Origin of the sequence: Citrobacter sp. Cpo012, from assembly GCF_030333015.1 — a bacterium.
GTDB lineage: Bacteria > Pseudomonadota > Gammaproteobacteria > Enterobacterales > Enterobacteriaceae > Citrobacter > Citrobacter portucalensis.
On the sequence record NZ_JAOWGR010000037.1, the window covers coordinates 222,237 to 248,563 of the forward strand.

Sequence of the window (26,327 nt, forward strand, 5' to 3'; positions counted from 1 at the left end):
CTTCACTGATTGTCAGTTCGAGTTATATTTCAGCTTTTTTTCAATAAGGTAGTAGGTAAACGTGTCGATGATCTGCGTGGCAAACTGTACTGACTCTGCCTCGTTGTGAGCAGCCAGCGCATCGGCCAGCGCCGAATAAAGCGCGATAATTTCTGCATGAATACTGTCTGTGCGATAAAGTATCGCCACCAGCGATGCCCATTCAGCCTGAACCTGCAGCTCCTGATTGGCCAGTCGCGCTGAATGCGAACTGGCGGCAATCGCCAGCAGACAACGCATATCGGCCTGGGTCATCAGCTCAGGTGAGTTTGCCTTTCTGAGCACCTCGACAAACTCGCGAAATTTGGCGATATCCGCACCGGTCATCCGTCGGGAAGCCAGCCTCGCGCTATGGCTAATAATGGCGCAATGCATTTCACCCAGATCAGACAGATAATCCGTACTGATCGCCTTGAACGGATGCAGGGCGCTATTTTTGCCATCAATATTTTCGCAAACGAAACTCCCGCCATTACGACCACGAACCGTATGGATAAGATTATTAGCCCGAAGCGTGTTTAGCGCTTCTCTGATAGTGATATGTGAGACACCCATCATCTTTGCCAGATCAGTTTCGTTGGGGAGCTGTTCTTTTGGCTCCAGCAACCCCGTGATAATGGCATTTGAAAGGCGTTGGACTATCTGGTCTGAACGACTGACCTGCCCGATAGGCGCAAATATGACCGCGTGAGTAATCATAATCTTTTCTGTACTCAATTCCCTGAAACAACGACCATTTTTAACACATGCCCGTCGGGCAAGGAAGGTAAGAATGGCCGAGTTATTTTACATGCCTGGGCGCAACGTCACTGCACAAGCGGATGTGTGTCCCGATAACCTTATGATGAGCTGGGCGTAACGCGTCAGCTGGCAATAAAAAGCCTCACCCTGCAAATGTGAAAATTAAGTTAAAAATGCGAGGCTTATCATAGTGTCAATGTTGCGCATTTGAAAAAATTTTACAATATATATATTACATAAGATTCTTTATGTATTAATTGGCAGGAGACAAACATGAAAACCCTGAAGCATTTTATTAATGGGCACTATGTAGCAGGCAGTAGCGAAGATAGCTTCGAACTGGTGAGTCCGGTTGATGGTGAAACGTACGCAATATCTCCCAACGCTAACGAGGTGGAGGTAGAGCAGGCTTACTCAGCAGCGGAGGCGGCGTTTAGCATCTGGAGAAAATCGACGCCGGCAAAGCGGCAAAAGGCGTTATTGCGGCTGGCCGATGAGATTGAACGCAACGTTGAGCGACTGGTAACCGCGCAGAGTCAGGAAACCGGTCAGCTTCGCCATTTTATTGAGAAAGAGGAGATCGCAGCATCTTGCGATGCCATCCGCTTTTTTGCCGGTGCGGCGCGCTGTCTTGAAGGAAAGGCGGCCGGAGAATATTCCTCAGGATTTACTTCAACCATTCGTCGTGAACCGCTGGGTATTGTTGGGCAAGTGACGCCGTGGAACTACCCGTTCATGATGGCGGTGTGGAAGATTGCACCAGCGCTGGCGGCAGGCAACACGGTGGTGTTAAAACCAAGCGACACCACGCCAGTTAGTACGCTGCTGTTGGCTGAACTGGCCGCACCGTTGTTCCCGAGAGGGGCGTTTAACGTTGTGTTGGGCAAAGCCAGCACTGGTTCGCTGGTGGTTTCAAACCCGAAAGCCTCACTGGTCTCGATTACCGGTTCGGTCCGTGCGGGTTTGCAGGTTGCGGCTTCGGCGGCGGCAAATCTGACCAGAGCACACCTGGAATTGGGTGGGAAAGCGCCCGCAATCGTGTTCGCCGATGCGGATATGGACAAGGCGATTGCGACGATTACCACAGCAGGCTTTTTCAATGCCGGGCAGGATTGCACAGCGGCAACGCGGATTCTGGTAGAGCAATCTATCTACGCTGAGTTTCTGGAAAAACTGATCCAGAAAACAAAAAGTATCAAATTTGGGCCGCCAGAAGATCAAAATGCACTGTACGGCGCATTGAATAGCCGGAATCAACTGGAGCAGGTGAAAGGCTTTATTGAGCGTTTACCGGCACATGCAAAAATTGAAACCGGTGGGCACGCAGGATCTGGTCCAGGCTTCTATTTTGAGCCGACAATCGTCTCCGGTTTGCATCAAAATGATGAAGCTATTCAGCATGAAGTATTTGGCCCGGTAATGACTATTCAGTCGTTTTCTACTGACGAAGAGGTACTACACAAAGCGAATGATGTGGAGTATGGTCTTGCCGCCAGCGTCTGGACCAGTAACCATGGTCGCGCCCAACGCTTCAGCATTGACCTCGATTTTGGCACGGTGTGGATTAACAATCACATTCCTCTGTGTGCCGAAATGCCGCATGGCGGGTTCAAAAAATCGGGGTACGGCAAAGATCTCTCATCTTATTCACTCGAGGAATACACTCGGGTGAAACATATCATGTGCGACATTTCTGAATAGAGAGGATTACGATGAAAACATTAAAAATCGCGGTGCTTTCATTAGTGATGTTCTCGGGCTATAGCCTGGCAGAAAGTACATCGCTGAATACCGTAAAAGAGTATATGGCGGCGTGGAATGCGCATGATGCTTCGCGAGCCGCTCAATTTCTTGCTGATGATGCGGTCTATTATGATGCCGCCACAGGAGAACCGATAAACGGCAGGGAAAAAGCAGAAAAAGAGGTTATCGGCGCTTTTATTAAGGCGGTTCCAGATCTTAGCTGGAAAATGGTTGGAAAACCCGTCTACGACGAAGATACCGTGGCCTTTCGTTGGGAATTTTCAGGCAAAAATAGTGGTGAATGGGCAGGGAGTCCGTCGACAAATAATCCGATCAAATTTGAAGGCGTCAGCTATATTCATGTTAAAGCAGGAAAAATCACCTGGCAGGGTGATTATTATGATTCTAAAAAACTGGATGAAGAGTTAAAGCCAGTGAAGTAGTCGGTTGTACCCCTTTATAAATAAGAAGGGGTATCTCTCTTATTTGTGTCGTATTAAAGGCAGTGTGTAGCAATAAGGAAAAAAGTTAATGGCAATTACCAGACGTGATTTTCTCAACGGCGTCGCGGTGACTATTGCGGCGGGACTTACCCCGCTGGAGTGGGTCAGGGCGGCAGGAAAGGGAAACGCATTTATAGATGGAAATTATTATCCTCCTGCGCTGACGGGGCTGCGGGGTAATCATCCTGGATCGTTTGAAATGGCGCATGCGCTAGGCCGCGAGCATAAACATTTTGATTTAAACGCTCTGCCCGTTGAGGAAGAGTACGATCTGGTGATTGTGGGTGGCGGGATTAGCGGGTTAGCTGCCGGTTGTTTTTGGCGTCAAGTTGCCGGGCAAAATAGCCGGATCCTGATCCTCGATAACCATGACGACTTTGGTGGACATGCCAAACGTAATGAATTTACCAGCTCGGGTAAGAAATTACTCGGTTATGGTGGCAGCGAAGCATTCCAGTCACCTGCGCATAATTTCAGCCCTGAAGTACAAAAGTTGATGGAAACCGTGGGCGTCAGCGTCACGCGGTTAAAAGAGAGTTTTGACGTAAACTTCTACCCCGACTGGCAGCTCAGTCGCGGCGTTTTCTTCGATAAGAAGAATTTTGGCGAAACAAAAATCGTCAGCGGCGATCCGGGACGCGCGGTATCTGATGATATTCCGCCGGACAGGCTCAATGGGCGTAAAATTGAAGACTTTATCAATGATTTTCCGCTAAGTGAGAACGACAGAAAAGCGCTGATCGACCTGCACGTCCGGCCCGGTGATTACCTGCCGGGGATGACGGTCGATGAGAAAATGGAATGGCTGGATACCCACAGCTACAGTGAATTTTTGGCAACAAAAGTTGGTTTGAGCAAAATGGCGCTGCTCTATTTCCAGCAGCGTTCCAACGACTTCTTTGCTATTGGTATTGAAGGTATTTCCTGTAGCGATGCCCGTGCGTGCGCCTTACCCGGCATGGAAGGGATGGGGTTACCGCCGTTGGACGGAGAGTCGCTGGCCGACCTCGAAGAGCCGTATGTTTACCACTTCCCGGACGGTAACGCCGGGTTAGCCCGCCTGTTAGTCAGATATATGCTGCCGGATGCGCTACCGGGCAACACGATGGAAGACTCTGTCCTCGCCAGACTACATTACGAAAAGCTGGATCTGCCGGAAAACACCACGCGCCTTCGCCTGAACAGCACGGTGATTAATGCGGCCAACGTGCAGGATGGCGTGGCGGTGACCTATCTGCGTGACGGTAAAATGCACCGTGTGCGCGGTAAGAACACCATCATGGCAGGCTATAACATGATGATCCCGTATCTGGTGCCTGAGATGCCGGAACAGCAGCAGGCGGATCTTAAACTGAACGTGAAGGCACCGCTGGTGTACACCAACGTGGTGGTCAAAAACTGGCAGGCGTTCAAACAGCTTGGCGTACATGAGTTTTATTCTCCGGCGGCACCTTATAGCAGGGTCAAGCTCGACTATCCGGTCAGTATTGGTGGGTATCAACATCCGGCCTCCCCGGACGATCCGATGGTCATTCATATGGTTTATGTGCCGACCTATCCGGGCAGTAACTTGTCGGCCAGAGAACAGTTCCGTCTAGGACGAGCCTATTTGCTGGGGACCACTTTTGCCGCGCATGAGGAGATGATTCGCTCCCAGTTGCAGGAGATGTTTGGCTCAACTGGATTTGATAATCAACGCGATATTGCCGCCATTACGGTTAACCGCTGGGCGCATGGCTATGCGTACTACGCCAACTCGCTGTTCGATGATATGGATAAGATGCCAGAAATTATCGAACGGGCGCGTAAGCCAGTCGGTCGCATTGCCATCGCTAACTCCGATTCTGACTGGAGTGCTTATGCCCACACGGCAATCGATCAGGCATGGCGTGCGGTTAATGAACTCAAGGATATGGGGTGATCTATGCGTAATGTAACCATTCTCGCCGCCTGTTTATTTACCGCTTCGGTTTCCGCTGCTGAATCTAACGGTGAATACATCGCGCGAATTTCAGACTGCGTCGCCTGTCACACAGCAGAAGGTGGTGCGGCGATGGCGGGGGGCAAAAAATTTCCTACTCCGGTGGGGGATATTTATTCGACCAACATTACCCCGGACAAAACGCAGGGTATTGGAAATTATTCTTACGAGGATTTTGAACAAGCCGTACGGCAGGGGATTGCCAAAGATGGTCATCCGCTCTATCCGGCTATGCCTTATCCCTCCTATGCGAAACTTTCTGACGAGGATGTTAAGGCGCTGTATAGCTATTTTATGCATGACGTCACGCCGTCAGCACAGCCCAATAAAGAGAATGCCATTCCGTGGCTACTCTCCGCCCGCTGGCCGCTGCATATCTGGAACTGGCTGTTTACCGACGCGCCAGTGACGGCTGTAGAGGGCGCGAAAACGGATGATAATGCTGCCCTGGTAAAACGGGGTGCTTATCTGGTGGAAGGCCCCGGACACTGCGGTTCATGCCATACCCCGAGAGGCATGGCGATGAACGAAAAAGCGTATACTAATGCTGATGCCGAATACCTGAGCGGCGCGATGATTGACGGCTGGTATGCACCGTCGCTGCGCGGCACCGGTATGTCTGAGCAGGAGTTAAAATCGCTGTTACTGACCGGTAAAAGCAAGCATGCCGCGGTTTCAGGTTCGATGGCTGAAGTCGTCACGCAGAGTACACAGTATCTGACCGACGAAGATGCCACGGCGATCGCCCAATATCTGTTGAGCCTGAAAAGTGCGAAGCCTGAAACGGTACGTGCTGCGGCGACTACAGCATCCTGGTCGAATTCACCTGAGGCGGGCAAAGTGACCTATAACCGCTACTGTTCAACTTGTCACGGTCTGGAAGGGAAAGGTACGGATGATAACGCGCCTTCTTTAGTTAACAATCCACTGGTGATGGTTGATGACCCGACACCGCTGTTCAGAGTGATTGCCCACGGCGCAGAAACACCGACAACGCGTGGCAGCGTCTCCTTTAAGATGCCTGCCTACGGTGGCTTGTTAAGCGACAACGAAATGCGCGACGTGATCAACTACGTGCGTAAAAGCTGGGGTGAAGGGAATGGCGAAGTAAGCCAGGAAGACCTGGCTGGCGTTAAAAAAGCGTCACATTAAACAGTTTGCCGGAGAAGGTGCTTGCACCGTTATCCGGCAGTGCTTACACGGTGTTTACCCTGATAATATCCGCGAGTCGGGTAAACGCCGACGTCATTTCATTTTCTTCGATACTGGCAAATCCCAGCAACAGGCCGCTGCGTTTCTCTTCATTCACGTAGTAGCGTGACAGTGGGCGCACCAACAACCCTTGCGCATTCGCCTGTTGGGCAATGACTGCATCATCGCTCCCGGAGGGTAACTGTAAGATCATATGCAGCCCGGCGTTGCTGCTGAAAGAACCAAGAAAATGTTCACCAAGTTGGCGGCTGATAAGCTCTACCAGCATCTGGCGACGACGACTGTATAGCTGACGCATTTTCCGAATGTGTGCCGCGTAATAACCCTCGCGAATAAACTCCGCCAGTGCGGCCTGAATCAACAGATGCCCACCACGATAGAGGTCGTTATGAACCTTTTTCAGCGGAGCGGCTAACGATTTAGGTAGCACGACATACCCGAGTCGTAGTGCGGGATAGAGTGTCTTACTGAATGTCCCGATGTAAATGACCGGTGTCTCTTCTTCCAGCCCCTGCAAAGAGGGAATCGGCTGGCCGGAAAAGCGGAACTCACTGTCGTAATCATCTTCCACTATCCAACTTCGCGTTTCACGTGCGCGAAAGAGAAGTTGCCGGCGGCGGCTCAGACTCATTACCGAACCGAGTGGGTATTGATGTGACGGTGTCACAAAAATAAGTTTTGGCGGTGTTTCACCTGCATCCGGCGGGACCATGCCTTGTTCATCAACCGGGATAGCCGAAAAATTAACGGCATTGATGCGCAGAATATTTTTGATTCCCCAGTAGCCCGGTTCCTCAATCCAGGCGTGATCGCCCGGGTTGCATAAAGTCCGGGTCACCAGATCCAGGGCCTGGTGAATACCTTCAGTAATCAGAATTTGCTCCGGTGAGCACCGTACGCCGCGAGCGGTGCGCAGATAGTCTGCCAGTGCTTCTTTTAGCTCATTCACGCCGCCTGTGGCATCGTAAGTGAGATACTCCGGGCGCAGTCGTCTTGCCAGCCTGTCCTGAATTTTCTTGAGCACCCGGTGCGGGAAATGCTTTACATCAGGTACGCCTGGAATAAATGCCCCCCACTGACGGGGACTGGCGCTGGCATGACCCAGCAGCTCAAGGCAGCGGTCGGATAAGCGGGTGTGATCTTCCAGAGCGGCAGCAACAGGCTCTTTGTCAGGGTGCAGGTCGAGATTGTCCAGCACGCTGTCGGTCACAAATGTGCCGCTGCTGGTGCGCGCGGAAATATACCCTTCAGCTTGCAACTGTTCATACACCCGCAGGACGGTATTGCGCGATAGCGTCAGCTCTCCTGCCAGGTCACGCGACGGAGGCATTCGGGTAGCCGGTTTCAGGCTACCTTCGAGGATGCAACTACAAATGGCGGCATACAGGCGGCGATGTAGTTTTTCGTCAGTCTGCTGATTAAATGCATGCTTGATCACATCTCCGGCAAGTGAACGCATTTGGATCCTTAAAATAAAACGATTTGGCTCTCGATTAAAGTACCAGACGGCGTCTAAATTTAAAGGGTAATTCAACCGAAATGTATTAATGGACAAGGTGTAGAGAATGAACAATAAAAACCTGCAACAACGTCGTCTGGATGCCACCCCGCGTGGCGTGGGTGTGATGTGTGATTTTTATGCCCAGTCGGCAGAAAACAGCACAATTACCGATATCGAAGGCAATCAGTACATCGATTTTGCCGCCGGGATTGCCGTGCTGAACACCGGACACCGCCATCCTCGCCTGGTGCAGGCAGTCGAAGCGCAACTTCAGGCTTTTACCCATACGGCTTATCAGATTGTCCCGTACGAAAGCTATGTGTCTTTGGCTGAGAAAATCAACGCCGTTGCGCCAATCGACGGCAAGCGTAAAACCACATTCTTCACTACCGGGGCTGAAGCGGTAGAAAACGCGGTGAAAATTGCGCGCGCGCATACCGGCCGTCCTGGCGTTATCGCATTTGGCGGTGGTTTTCATGGGCGTACTTACATGACGATGGCGTTAACCGGCAAGGTGGCACCCTATAAAAAAGGTTTCGGCCCGTTCCCAGGCTCTGTTTACCATGCGCCGTATCCTTCTGAATTGCAGGGCATTTCCACGGCGGATTCCCTAAAAGCGATTGAGCGTCTGTTTAAAGCCGATATCGATCCAACCCAGGTTGCGGCGATTATCTTCGAACCCGTCCAGGGCGAAGGGGGCTTCGTGGTGGCGCCGCCAGAATTTGTGGCTGCCATCCGCCGTATTTGCGACGAGCATGGCATCGTGATGATCGCTGATGAAGTACAAAGCGGGTTTGCCCGTACGGGTCAGCTGTTTGCGATGGATCATTACGCCGATAAAGCGGACCTGATGACCATGGCGAAAAGCCTTGCGGGCGGCATGCCGCTGTCAGGCGTCGTGGGCAAAGCCGAAATTATGGATGCGCCTGCGCCGGGTGGTCTGGGGGGAACCTACGCCGGAAACCCGCTGTCGATCGCGGCGGCCCATGCGGTGCTGGATATCATTCGTGATGAGCAGTTATGCCAGCGTGCGGCGGTTCTCGGTGAACAGCTGCGCGCTGCTCTGACAGACGCGCAAGCAGGGTGTCCTGAACTGGCCGAAGTGCGAGGTTTAGGCTCTATGATCGCCGCTGAATTCTGTGATGCAGCGACAGGAGAACCCAACGCTGCCGCCGCACAACGCGTGCAGAAGAAAGCCCTTGAGCAAGGATTACTGCTGCTGACCTGCGGTCAGTATGGCAACGTTATTCGTTTCCTTTACCCGCTGACAATTCCGCAGGATCAGTTCGCCAAAGCGCTCGATATTATCAAAGCAGCAACCAAGTAATTCGTTAGTTGTCATTTACCCAAAGCCGACGGTCGTCATCACCGTCGGCTTTTTTGTTGCCGTGGATTTACCAACCACATTCCGTTATATATTTACATATATATCGATTGGATCTATTCTATTCATCATACAAATATAATAACTGTACTCTTCAAGAGAAGGCGCTTGCGTTAGCGGCCTCCAGTCTTTCTATCTAACGAATTGAATTAACGAATGTTAAATAACAAATTTACCCCAGTGGCCTCTGGGTTGTTAACCTTTGCCTGTTTTTCCACCGCCGTCACGGCTCATGCTGAAGATACCGTCATCGTTTCGGCGCCAGCCACGTCACAATCCTCGTTATCGGAACATGAACCTCCGGCGAGCGAAAAAAAAGTCACGTTAGGTAGCCTCGGCGAGCGAGAGTTGATAGACGTTCCCTGGTCGGTGCAGACGTTGTCGAAAAAAGTGCTGGATCAGCAACAAATCAAAGATGTGAAAGACGCCTATCGCTACCTACCGTCCGTTCAGGGTGACGGCGTCCGCCCACAAACCCGCGGCATGCAGGGGAGCGTGGTACAAAACCATATGATTGATGGCCTGAACGCCGTCTCCACGACGGAATATTCGACCGAACAGTTCCAGAACATTGAGGTGTTGAGCGGCATCGCTGGATCGCTGTATGGCCCTGCTAATCCAGCAGGGATGTTTAATTTGGTGTCTAAACGACCTGTCGATACACCGTTGCATCGCGTCACAGTAGGGCAAGGTACAGGGTCGGGAACGTTGGCATCGATGGATTTCAGCGGCCCAATCGATGCGGGAGACCGGGTGAAATATCGCCTCAACTTGCTGAACGATGAGGGCCATAGCTACACCACCGATAGCCATGTCCGTCGACAGTACGCTGGCTTGGGGCTGGACTTTCAACTGACAGATCAAACGGTGCTGGAGAGTAATTTCAGCTATTACCATTATTACGAAAAAGGCATGCCGGGTAGCTTTGCCCTGGCGAAAGGCGTTCACTTTCCCGCGGCATTTGATCCTACGGACAGTAAATATGGTCAATCTTATGCGGGTCATGATGACGAAACGACTACCGTCGATATGCATATTAAGCATGATTTTGACGGCAACTGGATGCTGGACCTGGGGGCGCTGCACCAGGTTGCAGACCGCGAGTCGACGGCCGTGACCAACACCCTGACGGATAACCGGGGCGATTACACCACTACAACCTCTAATTCGGCGGCCAGTCGGTTTACCATCAACAGTTATTTAGCGAACCTGACCGGTAGCATTGATACCGGCTGGCTGACGCAGGATATTGCTACCGGAATGCGTGGATTTGTGTGGAAAAACTATAATCCAAGAAACGGCGGCACTTTCACTCTGGGGCATTCTTCCCTCGATCAACATCCCGACTATCCACGACCACCGTATCCAGATTTTAACGATCGCTATCATTCAGCGACCACCACTCAACATGCATTTTTGCTCAGCGATACGCTGCATTTTTCCCCGCAGTGGAGTTTGCTGCTTTCCGGCAGTGAGAACCTGTTTACCGTCAGTAACTACAACAAAGCTGGACATGAAAGCAGCCATCAGCAGGACAATGGCATGAGCGGTTCTACCAGCCTGATGTATAAACCGGTGGAGAACGTCACGCTGTATACCACCTGGGCGGACAGTTTGCAGCAGGGCGATACCGCGCCCGCCGGGGCGCGCAATGCCGGGCAGGTGTTAGATCCCTACCGTAGCCATCAACTGGAGGTGGGCGCAAAATATGCGCCAGTAAAAGATCTGCTGCTTACCGCTGCGCTTTTTGAAGCCAAACGCCCCTTTGCCTATACCAACGACAATGGCGATTTTGCTCAGGATGGTACGCAGAAAAACCGTGGGCTGGAACTGATGGCTGATGGGCATATCACCCGTAATTTGCGCGTGTTAGGCGGCGGAGCCTGGCTTGATCCAACGCTTCATAATACCGCGGTCAGCAATGCGGATGGTAAGCAAGTTGTTGGTTTGCCGCGCTTCGCCTCGAATATCCTCGCAATCTACACCATCGAACGGGTTCCGGGACTGGATGTCGACACGAACGTGCATTACGTCGGACGTCGGGCTACCGATAATGCCAACGACAGCTGGGTCGGGAGTTACACCACGGTGGACATCGGTACGCGTTATGCCACCAGACTGTGGAACACACCAACCACTTTCCGGTTTGATATCACCAATCTCACCGACCGTCACTATTGGACCAATATTGTTCCGGGCGCATTGACTGGTTACACGGGCGCAGGGGCTGCCAGCGCTCAACTTGGCGCACCGCGCCAGGCTCAGTTTTCTGTTCAGGTTGATTTTTAGGGGTTGCTTATGAAAACGTGCCACACATGGCTGCTTTGTGTGTGGCTGGCGTTTCCTGCCCTGGCAACACGCCAGGTTGTGGATGATGCTGGTCACACAGTTACCGTTCCCGCGCATGTTGAACGTATCGCGGATGGCTGGTTTGCCCATCATTCGGTGCTGATGACGCTGGGTGCTGGTCGTAACATTGTTGCGACGGTCAACCATGAGGAAAACCAGCCATGGATGTTCAAAATCAATCCTTCTCTGAGACAAGCCTTACATATACGAGGAACATCATTTAATAGTGAGGATTTGCTTGCCCGGCACGTCGACGTGGTGTTTGTGGCAAAAGGAAAAGGGGATGCTCAAAGCTACAGACAGGCGGGTATTCCGGCCCTTGTAATGGCATTTACTGACTATGCTTCGATGGAAAAATCGGTCACTACGACCGCAGAGGTTCTGGGTACCGAGCAGGCTCGCGTCCGGGCAACGGCTTACAATCAGTATCTCAACCGTGTACTCGCGGATGTGCAGGTTAAAACTGCGGAGCTGGCGGAAAATCAGCGCCCTCGGGTACTTCATATTCAATCGCTAAATCCGCTTAAAGTCGACGGCAGGAACACGTTGATCGATACCTGGATTACGCTGGCGGGTGGACGGAATGCGGCAGGTGAAGTTGACGGCAACATGAAAGAGGTGTCGCCCGAGAGGGTGCTCTACTGGCAACCGCAGGTCATTATTCTCGGTGCGGGGTGTGGTGATATCGCCAGTTCGCCATACGCAGCATTGTTCAAAGAACTTAACGCAGTGAAACAGGGTAACGTCTGGCGCAATCCGGCGGGCGTGTTCCCCTGGGATCGCTACGGCACTGAAAGCGCGTTGCAGCTACAGTGGGCTGCATCGAAACTGCATCCGGCATTGTTTAGCGGCCTGGATATGGTCAGCGTAACGCGAGATTTTTATCGCCAGTTCTTCGATTATTCGCTCACTCAGGAGCAGGCGATGCGAGTTTTAAACGCGTTACCCCCACAGGAGTAGCGCTCACGTATAAAGACAGGCGTGATTAGGATTGCACGCCATTTTTACCCCTCTGAAATGTGGGGTTTGGTGCGCTCATGATGAAAATGGTTTGCCAGGCCTCTCGTTATATAATTTAATGCATATCGTTTTTACTCCTCTATTCAGATGGTATCCCATGTTAACTTTCCGCTCTTTTGTGCTGGTTTGCGCCAGCATGTTGTTTGCGTTTTCTGCTCAGGCCGACCGAACGATCACCGATCAGCTTGGTCGACAGGTTACGATTCCTGACCACGTGGACAAAGTGGTCGTGCTGCAACACCAGACGTTGAATATTCTGGTCCAGCTCAATGCCCAGCAGGACATTGTTGGTGTGATGTCGAGCTGGAAAAAGCAGCTCGGGCCTGAATTTGCGCGCTTTATGCCGACGATTACTACATTGCCGACGCCAGGCGATCTCACCAGCGTGAACATCGAAAGCCTGTTGGCGATTCATCCGCAGGTGGTTTTTGTCGCCAACTATGCGCCCGCGGAAATGATCCAGCAGATTCAGAACGCCGGTATTCCGGTCGTGGCTATCTCATTACGCAAGGATGCCACCGGGCAACAGAATAAAATGAACCCGACCATGGCCGATGAAGAGCAGGTCTACAACGAAGGGTTGAAGCAGGGTATTCGCCTGATTGCGGACGTGGTTGGGCGCAAACCGCAGGCCGAAACGTTAATCGACTACGTTTTTGCCGCGCGGTCAAAATTCAATGCGCCGGTTGCAAAAATCCCGGATGCGCAAAAAGTCCGTATTTATATGGCTAACCCCGACCTGATGACTTACGGCTCCGGGAAGTACACGGGACTGATGATGCAGCACGCGGGGGGATTAAATGTGGCGGCTGCCAGTGTGAAAGGTGCCCGTCAGGTTGCGCTGGAGCAGGTATTAGCGTGGAACCCGCAGGTGATTTTTGTCCAGGATCGCTATCCGCAGGTGGTAACTGAGATCCAAAACGATCCGAACTGGCAGGGGATTGATGCGGTGAAAAATCATCGCGTCTGGTTGATGCCTGAATATGCCAAAGCCTGGGGCTATCCGATGCCGGAAGCGTTGGCGATCGGTGAACTTTGGATGGCCAAAAAACTGTATCCGGATGCCTATAAAAACGTGGACGTTGATGCGCAGGCCCAGGACTACTATCAACGTTTTTATCGTGTGAACTGGCAGCCTGATGCAGCTAAGTAACCGTATTTTGCCCCGGCAACCGCTCTTAATCGTTGTGGTCCTGTTGCTGGGCGTCAGTTCGCTATGCCTCGGACAGTATCCTCTGTCGTTAAGCGAGGTGTTTTACCACCTGACACACTATAGCGACGCTGAGGGAATAGGCAGCCAGGTTATCTGGACGGTCAGGCTACCGCGTATTCTGATGGCACTGCTGGCGGGGGGCGCGCTTGGGTTATGCGGCGCGACGCTGCAAGGGATATTTCATAACCCTCTGGTCGACCCGCATATTATCGGCGTGACGTCGGGGGCGGCCTTTGGTGGAACACTGGCCATCCTGCTCGGTCTTTCGCCCTGGCTGATGATGGGATCAACGTTTTTCTTTGGTCTGACAGCGTTGATCCTGGTGTATGCCATTGCTGCGTTACAGGGGCTGGAGAATACGCTGGTATTGATCCTGTCGGGTATCATTTTGAGCGGTTTTTTTGCCGCGCTGGTGAGCCTGATCCAGTATCAGGCTGATACCGAAGAGACGTTACCTAATATTGTGTTCTGGCTACTGGGCAGCTTCGCGACGGCCAACTGGCATAAAGTGCTGCTGTTGGCGGTCCCGGTCGGTATCGCCGCGACGGTTTTGTACCAGCTACGCTGGCGGATAAACCTGTTGTCGCTCAATGACAAAGATGCCAGAGCACTGGGTGTGGCGGTGGTTCCTCTGCGACGCAGCGTTTTGGTGTGCTGCGCATTTTTGGTCGCTGCTCAGGTGGCGGTCAGCGGCAGTATTGCCTGGGTTGGATTAGTGATTCCGCATCTGGCGCGTTTGCTGGTGGGGGTTGATCATCGTCGTTTACTACCGTGCGCCTTCTGGTTGGGGGGCGGATTTATGATTGTGGTGGACGATATTGCTCGCACCCTGATGCACGCGGAGATACCGTTGGGGATTATTACCGCATTGTTCGGCGCGCCGTTGTTTGCTTTCTTACTCATTCGTACCAGTCGTCGGGAGAAATCATGATACCTGCCGCACTGCGTGTAAATCAGCTTACTTATGGGTATCGTACGCCGCTATTTGAGCCGCTAACGTTCTGTTGCCAGAAAGGTGAGATCTGGGCCGTGCTGGGACGTAACGGTCTGGGTAAAAGTACACTGCTCGATACGTTAACCGGCACGCTGCCTGCTTTAGGCGGGAATATTGAAAATAACGGTGGGATAGGGATTGTGGCACAGCATAGCCATCTGCCGTTTCCGTACACGGTCAGCGACGTGGTGTTGATGGGGCGAGCACAGCACGTGAAGCTGTTTGCGCAACCCAGTCCGCAGGATCAAAAAAGAGCAATGCAGGCGTTAGAGCAGTTGAATATCGCGCATCTCGCCTCCAGCTCATTTGGCTCACTTTCTGGCGGGCAGCAACAGTTGGTGATGATTGCCCGGGCTTTGGTGACGGAGTGTCAAACGCTGTTACTGGATGAACCGTGTTCCGCGCTGGATCTCGCCAATCAGCAGGTGGTGCTGCAGCTCATCAGCGATCTGGCCCATCAACAGGGATGCAGTATTCTCTTTTCGACTCACGATCCGCTTCATGCGTTACAGGTTGCTTCCCATACTTTGCTGCTACTCCCTGAAGGAAAATGGCGGGCAGGGCCCACGAACAGCATTGTGACGGAGGAGAATTTATTCCTGGCCTATGGCTTAACGCTGAGAAAACTCAGCGTGGAGAACTACCAGACGCAGTTTATCGCACCGTTGTTTTCTATTCGTCGTTAAGCGTTAAGAATCCTGCGGCGCTAAGAAATTCCTGCCCGCCGCGGGAGAGTATGAAATCAACCAGCGCCATGACTTCATTGGATGCATCAAGCACCGCCAGTTGGTATTCGCAGCGAATATTGTGCTCATCGGGAATAGCCACGTAATGTACGTCGGGCATTGCGCGCAGCGCGTGTGCGTAATGCGCGTAACCGATAAACAGATCGGCCAGTCCCTGGCGCAGGATCCAGGCGCTCGCCAGTTCTCCTTGCGGGATTTTTACCGTATCACGACCACCCACCAGCGGGATTGCGCGCGTCCGAAGCTGTTGCCCGAGTCCTGGTTCCAGTACATCCATATTGTCGAAAAATGCCCAGGTATAGTCTCCGGAAGGGTCGCAGCCGGGCGTTGATGTACCTGGTCGCAGCGTTGGGTCGCGGAGTAAATCCAGCCAGACACCGGTTCGGTTGCTGACAAGGCTCAGTTTGTTCCAGCAAAAAGTGTGCGTAGAGACGGCTTTATTACGTGCTAACAGGTTTTGCGGATGTTCCCGGTTGGCCGAGGCAAAGAGCGCACACGGTTCTCCCGCTTCAATACGTTCACGCAATAAACCTGCCGGACCATATTCAACATTAACGTCTATTCCACTCATGCGCGTGAACTGGCTTATCAGTGGCGTAAATGCAGGGCGCAAACTGCCTGCGGCTAACAGGAAGATGGAAGAGGGCATGGTATCCGATCTCTGGCGAATGACATTATGCGAAGAAGATGAATGATACGCGTTGAGCATGGAATTTAGAATGATTTAGCGCAGTGCTATTGAATCATCATGGGAAATGATAAAACTGACGGATACAAACTGAAGATAAAAAGATAGTTTTGAAGTGAAATAGCACCAAATCAAAGGGATATGATTTGGTGCGTCCGAGTGGACTCGAACCACCGACCCCCACCATGTCAAGGTGGTGCTCTAACCAACTGAGCTACGGACGCAAAATGGTGCGTTCAATTGGACTCGAACCAACGACCCCCACCATGTCAAGGTGGTGCTCTAACCAACTGAGCTATGAACGCAACGTTGTAGGTGACAACGGGGACGAATATTAGCGGCACAGACCGAATGAGGCAAGAGGGAAATAGCATTTTTCTTCCTGATCTCACGCGATTGCAGAGTAATTAAGCAAGTTGATTATATTTTGTTGATTTTGCAGCGTGTTTTTTATTCAGACAGCGAACTGGGGCATACCAGGGGCGGTTTGAATTACAGAGGTGCTCAGACTTTAAGCGCTGTAAGGATAGTGGTTTCTATTTTCTCTGGGGTAGTGAAGGGGGCAAATCGCTTGAGCGGCTTGCCGTCACGCCCGATCAGGAACTTAGTAAAATTCCACTTGATCCGCCCACCCAGCACGCCGGGTAATTCGTCTTTCAGGTAACGAAATACCGGGTGCGTAGCGGCACCGTTGACTTCCACTTTCTCAAACATCGGGAAGCTCACACCGTAGTTGATGTGACAGGTTTGCGCGATTTCGTCGGCTCCACCGGGCTCCTGGTTACCGAACTGGTTGCAGGGAAAACCAAGCACCACCAGACCCTGCGCGGCGTACTTCTTGTAGAGCGCTTCGAGGCCTGCATATTGTGGAGTGAAACCACAATGGCTGGCGGTATTAACCACCAGAACCAGTTTGCCAGCGTAGTCGGCCATACAGATGGGCTGGCCATGCAAACTGGTGGCAGTCAGTTGATGAAAGGGGGCCATGCCAGAATCCTCAAATAAGATAGCATTACTCATGTTGCCCGCGAGTGACAGGCTTAGCTGCGTATCTATTTATTATGATCGCAACTGCAGGATTAATAAACTTGCCATTGGTGCAGGGCAAAAATAGAAATTCTCTGCGGTTCGGTTATGGACATTCCATAATTTATATTAACCAACCTGACGAGCGTTCCATTCGTCGCGCGTGATTTCCCAAAGTTCAGAATCCAGCAAACCGCTGACATACTCTTTCTTTTCCGTCTTGATAAGCCGCATGCCGCTACTGTCTGAAATACGTTTGGAACGGATATTGAGAGAGGCTTTCGGCGCACGCAATACCGTCTTATTTAACGTATTAAACCAGTAATCCGTAGCGACATTACTGGCCTCACGCATAAAACCCTGCCCCTGATATTCCGGAGCTAACCAAAATCCACGGTTATTATCCTCAACGTCATAAAGGCATATTAAACCTATGAGAACGTCAGGGGCCTCACGGAGTCTGATAGTCCAGATCCACGCAATCCCTTTATCCATATCAGGCAGGGCAACGTTATTGACGTAATTCTCCGCACCGTTATCAGGATAGGGCCAGGGTACTGAGGAGACCATATAGCGAACTATCTCCCAGCGGGGATAAAGCACCTGAATCTGCGAGGCATCTTCGGCTTCTAATGGTTTTAACAGCAAGCGTTCCGTATGGAGTATTGGTATTTTCATATGCACTTTTCCTACTCGATCAAGATAAGAGGATCAATGTGGGGAGGATTTTGAAAAAATATTAATAACCAGAACCCCAGCACAAATAAGAAGCATACCTGCGATCGCCGGAAAATCTAGCTTTTGCCCACTTACCAACCAGCCCAAAAGACTGATTAATACGATTCCAGCACCTGACCAAATTGCGTACGCAATACCCGTTGGAATAGTCGACAGGGTCTGAGAGAGAAGATAAAAGGCTGTGCAGTAGCACACAATAGTTGCTACAGATGGCCATAGGCGTGTGAATCCGTCAGAGAACTTCATCAGGGTTGTACCTATGACTTCAGCTACGATGGCCCCGGCAAGGAAAATGTATGAATTCAAAATCTGACCCCATGTGACAATCTAAAGCAAATATCGTATCACAAAGGGGTGGGTGAGTTTGAACACAGGAGTTATCCGCCCAAGACCTCGAAGCTGCCGTACTGAACTCATAGCGATTAGATTTCCGTTGGTGAGTTCTCCTGCCAAGAGCATAAGAAAACTCAGGCTGATAATGCGATGGACATATCCATACAACGCAGATCTGTTTGGGCAAGTCTTGATGGGGATGTCGTTTCCTTGATAAACATAAAACCATGCTTTTCGTAGAAAGTTTGTGCGTTTGGTGTTGAGGTCAAGGTTAACTGTTTCAGCCCTCTTTTAATCGCCTCATTACATTTATAGATTTATCATGAAACGGTTTCGTTTCAACATCGTTGTTTAACAAAAGAGGGAAGTCCATTACTGGCACGGAGTTGACAAGTTACCATCATGAGCAGTGAGCAGATAATCGACTCTTGATGAGTCGATTATTCAATGCAAACGGGGCATAGTAATTCATTCAGTACAGGATTATGCAGCTCAATCAATCGACACAAAATAATTGTGAGGTCACAAATATGACGCCTACATTGCAAGGATCTCTTGTCACGCTCCGTCCTCTGCTTGAGACAGATGCTCAGCTATTGATTGATGCGGCTGCGGATGGGGAACTCTGGTCCCTGCCATTTACGGTGGTTCCGTCTGCTGACACCGCAGATTCGTACATTCAGAAAGCCCTCAAGGGGCAGATCGAAGGCACAGTCATGCCGTTTGCTGTAACGCTTTCGTCCGATCAACGTGTCATTGGATCAACACGTTTCTGGAAGATTGATAGAGAAAACCGAAAGCTCGAAATTGGTCACACCTGGTATTCACAAAGCTGGCAAAAAACAGCTGCAAATACCGAGAGTAAACTGTTATTGCTGCGGTACGCCTTTGAGCAACTGAAGTGTGTTCGCGTTCAGTTTACGACTGATGTATTGAATGAGCGCTCGCAGGCTGCCATTCTCCGTATTGGTGCGATCCAGGAAAGCATCATCAGAAATGAACGAATTATGCCTGATGGTCGAAAACGTACTTCCATACGGTACAGCATAATTGATGATGAGTGGCCGCAGGTTCGGACCAACCTTGAGCACCGCCTTTCCAGCTACAGGAAAGAGAAATAACTCGAGGTTTTGCGGACAGAAGGTCTGCTGTGAGCGAGAAGCGGACATCTGCTTTAAAATTTTTTTCGTTTATTAAAAATTATTATGATAATGAAATTTTTTTTAGTATTCTCAGAGTTCGCACTTTACAAAATGATACCATAAGGGATTGAAATAATTGTGAATAATGAATCTGATGAGTTTACTTGGCCTATTAGTGTTAAATATCCACTGGTCGATAATCTAGGTACAATAGCGACAATAAAAGTCGGCCCTGGTATTACAGTATTGGTTGGACCGAATGGTAGTGGGAAAACCAGAGCACTACGTGCAATAAAATCACAGTTAATGAGTGAAAACCTATTAAACGCTAATAATAGGAAAGTACATTTTCTCTCGGCAGGACGTAGTAGCCCATTAGAATCTTATAGGTCTAGTTCAAATTCTCCTCATGGTGTCGATACTAACAATGCTGCAGTTGGTAATATAGGTTACATGGATAACTGGTGGAATTTTGAAAGTATCACTGGGGACTTAATGGTCTTAGATCGGAGACCTGATCTCAAGTTAAAGATTGAAGCGCGCTTGCAGCAATTGTTTGACAGAAGTGTTGAGCTAAAGTGGTCTCAGAGCGGAATGATTATTAGGATGACATCCGTCACTAGTGGTGATGGCTATCCAGCTAATCACGAAGCAAGTGGAATTCTACAGGTTATCGCGTTACTTTCGGCAATTCATAACGACGAGATAGGTACATTAATAATCGATGAGCCAGAAATCTCACTCCACCCACAGCATCAAGCATTTTTGCTCGAAGAAATGGAGTTGGTAGCAGGAGATCCTAGTGATCCGACTAAAAAATTAATTATCATAGCAACACATTCACCTTCCATGTTACCGCTTCGGCGAATTGAAGAATTATCAAAAATAATATTTTTCAACTCGGCACAGCGGGTTCCAGCTCAGATAGAAAGCAAATCAGAAATTCTGAAAAGTAGAAAGCTGACCGCATTGATAGCACGCCTTAGCGCTACCCATCGAACAGCAATGTTTGCTGAGCATGTATTACTGGTCGAAGGCCCGAGCGACGAAATAATTGTAACACAATTGGCAAGAAAGTTTGGTCTCCGCATGCTTGCGCGTAATGCCCAAATACTTCCCGTTACTGGAAAGGGCGAATTTATAGAGGCTGCTAAGCTTTTTAGATTAATGAATAAACAAGTAAGTTTGCTGGCAGATCTTGACGCTTTGGCTGATGAGAATGATTTAGTTAATTATTTTAGCGGATTACCAGAAGCTATGGCTATTGCAGATCAAATCGGGCGAACAAATCTCGCTGATTTTGACAGAGATTTGAGAGGAGAAATTACAAGTTTCATTGCTGACTTCAAAGCGGAGATCGATATGGCAGCTGATGATTACCCTGATTGGTCAAGTAAAGAATCTGGAGCAGATACTAAACGTCGAGTTACGTTAGCTCGTATTCTTACTAATCCCAGAAGTTTTGGTACAGAAACATCTTCCAGTGCTGAAAGACTTCTCATAAAATATAATTTACTCTTGAGTTCATTAGAAAAGGTTGGATGCTATTTTTTACGTCGGGGAGCCATCGAAAATTATTACCGTGAGACAGCAGATATTGGAGCAGGAAAGCCAGATCGTGCAGCATTAGAATCAGCTGGGTTCGATGTTAGAGAAAAGCACGAACTTGAAGCAAGTTATAAAGACATTTATGCTGCCTTACAATATGCTGCTCCAAATAAGATTGTAGATGAAGATACACTCCTCCGTATGAAACTTGGTGCTATTTTATTACCAGTAATGCTCGGTATGAAATTTAACAGTAGCGACAAAGAGATCGAAGCGTTGGCTAGCTCTACAATTGGGAATGATGCAACAGTTTTCAAACTTTCGAATAAATCCGATGAGCAACAAATTAAGCTCGAAGTGGATCTCCGCTCACCGTTGTTCAAGCGTGAAAATTTCCCCTTCGAAATATCAACTTCTGAAAATCCAATCGCTGTTTTGCAAAAAGTGCTACCTGGAATTAATAGATAAATTACGAGATTTAAACTCTTAAATAGATAGGTTTTATCGATCGCCAATGTTATTGGCTGATGATTTAATAAATTTTAAATTAGTAATAAAAAGTCCTTAACCAAGACTAAAGTAGTCTTGGTTAATTAATATTGCTATCATCCAGAGCATAACTAATGCATTCTAAATTCTAGGTTATATATATAAATCATGCTTCCCTTTGTTATTAGTGATTCTAAGAAATAGTTCATTCGTGATTTCTTAGTTTCATGCACACAAGATAAGGACAAACAGTGTCCGCTCCTGGCACAGGGCTGCTGTTGCAGCCCTGACAACCTTAGACTTCAATCGATTCAGAAATCTCTAACGCATCATCGACTTCAATGCCCAGATAACGGACCGTGCTTTCCAATTTCTTATGACCTAACAGGAGTTGAATCACACGAAGATTCTTAGTTTTCTTGTAGATCAGGTAAGGTTTTGTTCTTCTCATGGAATGTGTACTGTAAAGCGAATCTTCGAGACCAATTTTTGCTACCCACCCATGAAAAATTCGGTTGTATTGCCGGGGTGATATGTGTTGGTTAGTACCGACCCGAGATCGGAACAGGTAGTCTTTACTGTGTAAATTGCCAAGCTTTATCAATACAGAAACAGCCTCTCTTGTCCCTTTGGTTATCTCAAATTGGACAGGGCTGCCGGTTTTCTGTTGTAGCACCGTAGCTCTGCTTGAAACAGAGCTACCATATGCAACATCAGATACTTTGAGTTTTACCAGATCACAGCCTCGACGCTTACTATCTAGGGCCATATTGAACAGAGCCAAATCGCGCGTTTTACCTTCCAGTTCAAGCCTGATTCGGATCCCCCAGATATGAGATATCTGAAGTGGTCTTTTTTGGCCGATGATACGGTCTTTGTTCCACGGTGATGTGTTCATACTCAAATCTCCTGAAATGTGGGTGATCTGAGTATGGCTGTCCCTCATGAGCGAACAGCAGACGTTTGCACTTCCCCCCCCACAACGGCGTTAGCATAAACAGTCAGACATGGGGGTTATGCGGACTGGCGGCACAGTCTTACTCTAAATTTCATAAATCTGAAGATCAGCTTCCTGGAATACTTCAGCATATTTTTTGCTCACACCCCCCTCAATGACGAGCACATCTATCTGGCTGCTACTTGCAACGACATAGCGAGCGGCCGCAGGGATCTTGTCGGATGTTAATCCCACAATCACTTCGCTGCACTGTCTGATAACCGCTTTCTTGAACTCACAATCAGCATAATCGAAACCAGTCAGACCTGATTCTAACGACATTGCACAACCTCCGATGAAACCCTGATCGAAGATAATTGCTTTAATTTGTTCAAGGGCAGGACTGCCAACACACCCTCCAGATGAGCGTTGAACCGCTCCACCCAGCATGATGACTTCGCATAACGGTTTTCTTAATAGAATGGCAGCTATTTCTGGCGAGTTTGTCACCACAGTTAAAGCCACTGACTCCGGAAGAGCTATGGCCATAGCAAGATTCGTCGTGCCTGAATCGATAAAGATACAGCTATTTGCTTTGATAAGTTGCGCGCACTTTTGCGCGATCATGCTCTTTTCATCTGTTTTTGTAGTTGTGCGATCAGCATAATTCCCTACTTCAGGCAGTGTGGCCACAGCCCCACCGTATACCTTTTTGCAAACGCCATCCTTACTAAGCTCATGTAAATCACGGCGAATTGTGTGTTCTGACACACCTAGTTGAGCAGAAAGCTCGACACAAACAACCCGTCCTTTTTCTTGTAAGAGCTCACGAATTAGGGCTTGTCGTTGATCCGGGAAAGCTGCATAATCGAGCACGTTAACTCCTAAGTTCATTTAAACGAGCAAGAGGGTGCATGATCGTGCATTCATATTATCTGTGTCAACTCCGTTGATTTACATTACTCCCTGGCGCATAGGGGATTCATAAATCAACATAAATTTCAGCTGGTTAAAGCATGTTTCGACCGTGCCCCTTTATCTCATTATCAGAGCAACATTTGTGTATCCATGAGTCAGGCTGGTGCAGTGCGAAAATGCGAAAGACCGCTCTCGTAACGAACGCAAAGCGAGCACAAGAATGAACGAAAAAGTTGCAACACGATGCATATTCTTCATCGCAGGATTGGCAACGTCAGCCTGGGCTGTGATGGTCCCTTTTGCAAAAATTAATACTGGAGCTAACGAGGCAGTTTTGGGTGTTTTACTCCTGTGCCTAGGAGGGGGCGCTATTATTTCTATGCCCCTTGCAGGGCCTCTCACAGCTCGCTTCGGCTGTCGTAAAATTATCGGCTGTGCAGTACTGATTATTCTGTTATCCATGCCGTTTTTAACATTAGCCAATGACCCCGTTTCACTTGGCCTTCTTCTACTCACGTTCGGCACTGGGATTGGCCTTGCCAACTGCGCCATGAATATTCAGGCAATACTGGTAGAGAAAAACGAAAGCATCCCACTTATGTCCGGTTTCCATGGGATGTATAGCGTAGGAGGTATTGCGGGAGCTGGCGTAATGACCGGCCTGCTCACTGTTGGTCTGAACATTCACACAGCATCATTGTCAGTCTGTCTCATTATCTTCTTGTTGTTAATAGCCAGTTACAGACAACTTCTTACCTATGCCAGCCCAGCAGAAGGCCCATCATTTTCCTTTCCTAAAGGAGATGTCCTGCTCTTAGGTGTCATCTGCTTTATCGTTTTTCTGGCTGAAGGAACCGTACTTGACTGGAGTGCTGTTTATCTGTCGGAAGTAAGGCAAGTTGCGGATTCTCAGGCAGGTCTCGGTTTCACTTGCTTTGCTGTCGCTATGACGGTGGGAAGACTTAGCGGTGATGCGGTCATTAGTCGCCTTGGCGCTTTGCCTGTCGTCATTTACGGTGCAATTCTGGCCTTTTTCGGTTTTTGCCTCATTATCCTGGTTAGCTCAATTCCCGCACTCCTTGCCGGCTATTTCTTTATAGGCGCAGGCTGCGCAAACATTGTACCTGTTATGTTCAGCCAGATTGGCAAACAGCAGAGCATGCCGCAGGCAGTTGCAGTTCCAGCTGTGACTACGATGGGGTATATCGGCGTACTTGCAGGACCAGCCATGATTGGTTTTATTGCCCACCGAAGTTCTTTGCCTGCTGCCTTTATCTTTGTAGCGGCACTCATGATTCTCGTATTAATGCTAAGTCTGGCATTAAGTAAAACACTAAAATTGCACCAGGAGATTTAAAGTGAAGCGTATTGTTTTGTTTTCTGGTGGCAGTGCATGCCGTTCTCTGAATATTGCGCTTTGCCACCATCCAGTTTCTTTGACTCGTATTGTTCCTGCGTGGGATAGCGGTGGAAGCTCACGATCAATTAGAGAAAATATCGATGTATTATCTGTAGGTGATATCCGCCAGGCGCTAATGACCATGGCCTATGGTGAAAACTGTTCGGGTGATATCGTTCGCATCTGCAATACCCGTTTATCATCCGAGGGGGAAACTCAGGAAGCTTTGAGAGAATTTCAGGCTTATGCGGAGGACAGACATCCTTTGCTTGAGCGCCTCGATACTGGATTGAGAGGCGCAATTGTTAATTATCTCCAGATTTTTTCTACCACGGTGGGTGTCGCATTTGACTACCGTAATGGCAGTATCGGGAATTTCATCTTAACCGGCGCCTATTTGGCACATAATCGGGATATGAATACCGCGATTTTTGTTTTCAGAAAACTCTGCGGCATTACAGGAGAAGTCTGGCCTTCTTCACTCAATAATGATCTTGTGCTTTCCGCTAATCTTAATGATGGGCAGCATGTTTCACCTCAGGACAGAATTACCCATCTTTCTAGGCAACAGGCGGAGATTGGCATCAATTCTGTCACATTACAAACGTCCAACGGAAGCAATGCTCAGGTAAATACTGCCGTGCTGGAAGCCATAAAGAACGCGGATCTTGTCGCTTTCGGTCCTGGCAGTTTTTATACCAGTATCATGCCACATCTTCAGGTTAAGGGCGTAATCGCAGCCATAGCAAAAGCAGGATGCCCCGTAGCACTGATCGCTAATATTTTAGAATGCCGTGAGAGTCATGGACTGGGTTTGCAGGATGTTGCTAATCGTTTTATCCAGCAATGGCACGATGCAGACGCATCCATTGCCTTGCCTGAGTTGATGGTTCTGGGAAATCAGAGATTTCTTTCAATTGAAAAATATGTGGGTGAATTTGCCTATCTCTCGGATGAAATCAATGAATCAACCCGCTACACCTGTGTGCTGGATGAGTTTGAAGATGTCTGGGTGCGTGGTAAACACGATGGTGAAATACTTGCAAACAGGCTATTGTCTCTGGTTGAAAATTAATCGGAAAGAAGTCTTTTTGATTGATAAGTTGAATGCTTAGTTCGTTATTACAACATACGTGGAGTTCGAACGATGAATCATCATATTGGTGAAGTTATTCTTGATGAAGAAAGTATTGCTGTCGGTGTCAGTCGTGTGGCTGAGCAGTTGAACAATGACTACACCGATGCTGTTGTTATAACTGTTGTTCCAGGCGGTATTCTCTATACAGCAGACTTAACAAGAAAGCTGAAGTTTGATGTAAGCATGGATTACATATCCTGCCCTCACACACCTGGGGAACGAAATAACAACTCCACTATTGTTTACCATCAAAATATTGAGATTGAAAATCGTCATGTCATTCTTATTGATGATGCAATAGAATCAGGTGGTACAATGAAGCGCCTTATTAAATATATCTTAGATAATTTCAATCCAGCATCCCTGTCTGTTGCCGTCCTCTTCGTCAAACCTGGAAGAGTGAATATTCCTGTAAAACAGTATTTTGCCTATGAAATGGAGAGTGATGATCTACTCATTGGCTATGGTATGCCATGGGATAATAAATATCGCAATCGGCCCAATATTACTAAATTAATGAAATAACCAGTCGTGCACTTATGTTA

At 49.1% G+C, this 26,327-nt stretch carries 24 protein-coding genes and 2 tRNA genes; 15 read left to right on the forward strand and 11 right to left on the reverse strand.

Translation table 11 applies throughout. The annotated features are described in order from the left end of the window. Window positions 1-12: 12 nt before the first annotated feature. Window positions 13-738, reverse strand: a complete 726-nt coding sequence (locus OGX90_RS10975) for a FadR/GntR family transcriptional regulator (RefSeq protein ID WP_008784630.1) — start codon at window positions 736-738, stop codon at window positions 13-15. 315 nt (window positions 739-1,053) lie between these two features. Here OGX90_RS10975 and OGX90_RS10980 point away from each other — a divergent pair, with 315 nt between their 5' ends. The 4 genes from OGX90_RS10980 to OGX90_RS10995 all read left to right on the forward strand — a co-directional run bounded on the left by OGX90_RS10980 (window position 1,054) and on the right by OGX90_RS10995 (window position 6,159). Beyond that, window positions 1,054-2,481, forward strand: coding sequence for a gamma-aminobutyraldehyde dehydrogenase (locus OGX90_RS10980; RefSeq protein WP_286623809.1), 1,428 nt, complete (start codon window positions 1,054-1,056; stop codon window positions 2,479-2,481). Between the two features lie 11 nt (window positions 2,482-2,492). After that, window positions 2,493-2,966: an ester cyclase gene (locus OGX90_RS10985; protein WP_057067612.1), complete on the forward strand. Its 474-nt coding sequence runs from the start codon at window positions 2,493-2,495 to the stop codon at window positions 2,964-2,966. Window positions 2,967-3,054: 88 nt separating this feature from the next. Further along, window positions 3,055-4,947, forward strand: coding sequence for an NAD(P)-binding protein (locus tag OGX90_RS10990; RefSeq protein WP_048235463.1), 1,893 nt, complete (start codon window positions 3,055-3,057; stop codon window positions 4,945-4,947). Between the two features lie 3 nt (window positions 4,948-4,950). Next, window positions 4,951-6,159, forward strand: coding sequence for a c-type cytochrome (locus tag OGX90_RS10995; protein WP_125363183.1), 1,209 nt, complete (start codon window positions 4,951-4,953; stop codon window positions 6,157-6,159). 43 nt (window positions 6,160-6,202) lie between these two features. Here OGX90_RS10995 and pdxR read toward each other — a convergent pair whose 3' ends face one another. Next, window positions 6,203-7,678, reverse strand: coding sequence for a MocR-like pyridoxine biosynthesis transcription factor PdxR (gene pdxR / locus OGX90_RS11000; RefSeq protein WP_286623812.1), 1,476 nt, complete (start codon window positions 7,676-7,678; stop codon window positions 6,203-6,205). 106 nt (window positions 7,679-7,784) lie between these two features. Between pdxR and puuE the strand changes: the two genes are divergently transcribed. The 6 genes from puuE to OGX90_RS11030 all read left to right on the forward strand — a co-directional run bounded on the left by puuE (window position 7,785) and on the right by OGX90_RS11030 (window position 15,366). Then, on the forward strand, window positions 7,785-9,047 hold the full coding sequence (puuE, locus tag OGX90_RS11005) for a 4-aminobutyrate transaminase (protein WP_286623814.1): 1,263 nt from the start codon (window positions 7,785-7,787) through the stop codon (window positions 9,045-9,047). Window positions 9,048-9,260: 213 nt separating this feature from the next. Continuing rightward, window positions 9,261-11,393: a TonB-dependent receptor gene (locus tag OGX90_RS11010; protein ID WP_234692309.1), complete on the forward strand. Its 2,133-nt coding sequence runs from the start codon at window positions 9,261-9,263 to the stop codon at window positions 11,391-11,393. A 9-nt stretch (window positions 11,394-11,402) separates the two neighbouring features. After that, the gene (locus OGX90_RS11015) at window positions 11,403-12,413 is read left to right on the forward strand and encodes an ABC transporter substrate-binding protein (RefSeq protein WP_234692308.1); all 1,011 of its coding nucleotides are present in this window, start codon (window positions 11,403-11,405) and stop codon (window positions 12,411-12,413) included. Between the two features lie 157 nt (window positions 12,414-12,570). Beyond that, a complete protein-coding gene (locus tag OGX90_RS11020) occupies window positions 12,571-13,626 on the forward strand; it encodes an ABC transporter substrate-binding protein (RefSeq protein WP_008784637.1) in 1,056 nt (351 codons plus the stop codon). Beyond that, on the forward strand, window positions 13,613-14,617 hold the full coding sequence (locus OGX90_RS11025) for a FecCD family ABC transporter permease (protein ID WP_234692307.1): 1,005 nt from the start codon (window positions 13,613-13,615) through the stop codon (window positions 14,615-14,617). Before OGX90_RS11020 ends, OGX90_RS11025 begins: the two co-directional genes overlap by 14 nt. Further along, the gene (locus OGX90_RS11030; protein ID WP_234692306.1) at window positions 14,614-15,366 is read left to right on the forward strand and encodes an ABC transporter ATP-binding protein; all 753 of its coding nucleotides are present in this window, start codon (window positions 14,614-14,616) and stop codon (window positions 15,364-15,366) included. Before OGX90_RS11025 ends, OGX90_RS11030 begins: the two co-directional genes overlap by 4 nt. Here OGX90_RS11030 and OGX90_RS11035 read toward each other — a convergent pair. The 7 genes from OGX90_RS11035 to OGX90_RS11065 form a co-directional block, all read right to left on the reverse strand. Next, the gene (locus tag OGX90_RS11035) at window positions 15,353-16,075 is read right to left on the reverse strand and encodes a substrate-binding domain-containing protein (protein WP_057067216.1); all 723 of its coding nucleotides are present in this window, start codon (window positions 16,073-16,075) and stop codon (window positions 15,353-15,355) included. The genes OGX90_RS11030 and OGX90_RS11035 overlap by 14 nt on opposite strands. A gap of 186 nt (window positions 16,076-16,261) precedes the next feature. Further along, window positions 16,262-16,338: transfer RNA gene (locus OGX90_RS11040), tRNA-Val, on the reverse strand. Between the two features lie 4 nt (window positions 16,339-16,342). After that, window positions 16,343-16,419 (reverse strand) — tRNA-Val (locus tag OGX90_RS11045). Window positions 16,420-16,618: 199 nt separating this feature from the next. Continuing rightward, entirely contained in the window at window positions 16,619-17,101 is a 483-nt protein-coding gene (locus OGX90_RS11050) for a glutathione peroxidase (protein ID WP_032943274.1), read from the reverse strand. Between the two features lie 168 nt (window positions 17,102-17,269). After that, window positions 17,270-17,818, reverse strand: a complete 549-nt coding sequence (locus OGX90_RS11055; protein ID WP_234692305.1) for a GNAT family N-acetyltransferase — start codon at window positions 17,816-17,818, stop codon at window positions 17,270-17,272. Window positions 17,819-17,851: 33 nt separating this feature from the next. Then, window positions 17,852-18,184, reverse strand: coding sequence for an EmrE family multidrug efflux SMR transporter (locus OGX90_RS11060; protein ID WP_063941528.1), 333 nt, complete (start codon window positions 18,182-18,184; stop codon window positions 17,852-17,854). 161 nt (window positions 18,185-18,345) lie between these two features. Next, window positions 18,346-18,528: a GNAT family N-acetyltransferase gene (locus OGX90_RS11065; RefSeq protein WP_128611921.1), complete on the reverse strand. Its 183-nt coding sequence runs from the start codon at window positions 18,526-18,528 to the stop codon at window positions 18,346-18,348. A gap of 168 nt (window positions 18,529-18,696) precedes the next feature. Here OGX90_RS11065 and OGX90_RS11070 point away from each other — a divergent pair, with 168 nt between their 5' ends. Together OGX90_RS11070 and OGX90_RS11075 are read left to right on the forward strand one after the other, a co-directional pair. Further along, window positions 18,697-19,332 carry a GNAT family N-acetyltransferase gene (locus OGX90_RS11070; protein ID WP_234692304.1) on the forward strand — a complete coding sequence of 212 codons (636 nt, stop codon included), beginning with the start codon at window positions 18,697-18,699 and terminating at the stop codon, window positions 19,330-19,332. Window positions 19,333-19,491: 159 nt separating this feature from the next. Then, window positions 19,492-21,369, forward strand: a complete 1,878-nt coding sequence (locus OGX90_RS11075; RefSeq protein ID WP_249358558.1) for an ATP-dependent nuclease — start codon at window positions 19,492-19,494, stop codon at window positions 21,367-21,369. A gap of 316 nt (window positions 21,370-21,685) precedes the next feature. Here the strand turns inward: OGX90_RS11075 and OGX90_RS11080 are convergent, their stop codons facing one another. Both OGX90_RS11080 and OGX90_RS11085 read right to left on the reverse strand, forming a co-directional pair. Then, the gene (locus OGX90_RS11080) at window positions 21,686-22,288 is read right to left on the reverse strand and encodes a site-specific integrase (RefSeq protein WP_286623822.1); all 603 of its coding nucleotides are present in this window, start codon (window positions 22,286-22,288) and stop codon (window positions 21,686-21,688) included. A 144-nt stretch (window positions 22,289-22,432) separates the two neighbouring features. Beyond that, complete coding sequence (locus tag OGX90_RS11085; protein ID WP_003832721.1) at window positions 22,433-23,203, reverse strand: DeoR/GlpR family DNA-binding transcription regulator; 771 nt, start codon at window positions 23,201-23,203, stop codon at window positions 22,433-22,435. A 262-nt stretch (window positions 23,204-23,465) separates the two neighbouring features. On the opposite strand from OGX90_RS11085, the gene OGX90_RS11090 reads away from it, so the two are divergent. From OGX90_RS11090 to OGX90_RS11100, 3 genes are all read left to right on the forward strand, one after another. After that, complete coding sequence (locus OGX90_RS11090) at window positions 23,466-24,602, forward strand: MFS transporter (protein ID WP_032934445.1); 1,137 nt, start codon at window positions 23,466-23,468, stop codon at window positions 24,600-24,602. 1 nt (window position 24,603) lies between these two features. Continuing rightward, complete coding sequence (locus OGX90_RS11095; protein ID WP_032942972.1) at window positions 24,604-25,719, forward strand: gluconeogenesis factor YvcK family protein; 1,116 nt, start codon at window positions 24,604-24,606, stop codon at window positions 25,717-25,719. A gap of 72 nt (window positions 25,720-25,791) precedes the next feature. Further along, on the forward strand, window positions 25,792-26,307 hold the full coding sequence (locus OGX90_RS11100; RefSeq protein ID WP_003832724.1) for a phosphoribosyltransferase: 516 nt from the start codon (window positions 25,792-25,794) through the stop codon (window positions 26,305-26,307). Window positions 26,308-26,327: the final 20 nt, after the last annotated feature.